Raw genomic sequence first — 1,269 nt, forward strand, 5'->3', positions numbered from 1 at the left:
ACTTCGTGCTGGGCCTCGACGGCGGCGGGGACGTCTCCCTGCCCGGGCTCGCCCTGGCCACGGAGCCGCTCGTGCTCGTGGTGGGGGCCGAGGGCAAGGGTCTGTCCCGCATGGTGCGGGAGCACTGCCAGCAGATCGTGTCCATCCCGATCGACTCGACGATGGAGTCCCTCAACGCCTCGATGGCGGTGGGCATCTCCCTGTACGAGATCTCGGTGCAGCGCGCCGGCGGGCGCTGACCTCCACGGCGTCCCGCCCGGGATGACGGCCGGGCGGGGACGCGGGGGTCGCACACGAAGCCCAGCGGGGCAGAGTGTCCACCGTGATGCCCATCACATGGCAGGATGTCGCGTGGACACGCCCACGTCTTGCCCGTGACGCGCGTCACCGCGCACAGTGTCTGCACTGTGTCCGACGGGCCCCCGTCGGCGAGCGCATCCCGCACCGCACCATCAGAACGAGGTCCGTCTCATGAAGCACCGCTCCCTCCCCCTCACCGCCGCCCTCGCCGTCGCCGCCCTCGGGCTCACGGCGTGCGGCGACTCCGGCTCCGGCGGCTCCGGCTCGTCCTCCGCCGCCGGCGGCGACGGCTCCTACACCGTGGGCATCAACCAGCTCGTCTCCCACCCGGCGCTCGACGGCGCGGCCGAGGGCTTCAAGGAGGCGTTCAAGGACGCCGGCCTGGACGTGACGTTCGAGGAGCAGAACGCCCAGGGCGAGCAGGCCACGGTCACCTCCATCGCCTCCACCTTCGCCAACGACGGGGACGTGGACCTCGTGGCTGCGATCGCGACCCCCGCAGCGCAGGGCACCGCCTCGGCCGTGAAGGACAAGCCGGTCGTGTTCATGGCGGTCACCGATCCCCAGGGCGCTGAGCTCGTGGCCTCGGACGAGGCCCCGGGCGGCAACGTCACCGGCGTCTCGGACCGCAACCCGGTCAAGGAGCAGCTGCAGCTGCTCAAGGACGTGAAGCCGGACGCCACGACCGTCGGCATCGTCTACAACTCCGGCGAGGCCAACTCCAAGGTCCAGGTGGACCAGGCCAAGGAGGCCGGCAAGGAGCTGGGCCTCGAGGTCAAGGAGGCCACCATCACCAACTCGTCCGAGGTCCAGCAGGGCGTGCAGTCCCTGTCCGGCGTGGACGGCATCTACGTGCCCACGGACAACGCCGTCGTCTCGGCGCTGGAGACCGTGGTGGGCTACGGCGAGGAGCAGCGCGTCCCCGTCATCTCGGCGGACATCGACTCCGTCGAGCGCGGCGCCCTGGGC

2 protein-coding genes are annotated in these 1,269 nt (G+C 71.3%); both read left to right on the forward strand.

The window, feature by feature from the left end; translation table 11 throughout:
- Nucleotides 1-239, forward strand: a 239-nt coding sequence (locus tag ACFWJO_RS39795; RefSeq protein WP_386873188.1) for a TrmH family RNA methyltransferase, incomplete at its 5' end; no start/stop codon positions are given.
- 232 nt (nucleotides 240-471) lie between these two features.
- On the forward strand, nucleotides 472-1,269 hold a 798-nt coding region (locus ACFWJO_RS39800; protein ID WP_386873190.1), incomplete at its 3' end, for an ABC transporter substrate-binding protein.

It is taken from the genome of Streptomyces sp. NPDC127092 (assembly GCF_042722475.1).
Taxonomy (GTDB): Bacteria; Actinomycetota; Actinomycetes; order Streptomycetales; family Streptomycetaceae; genus Streptomyces.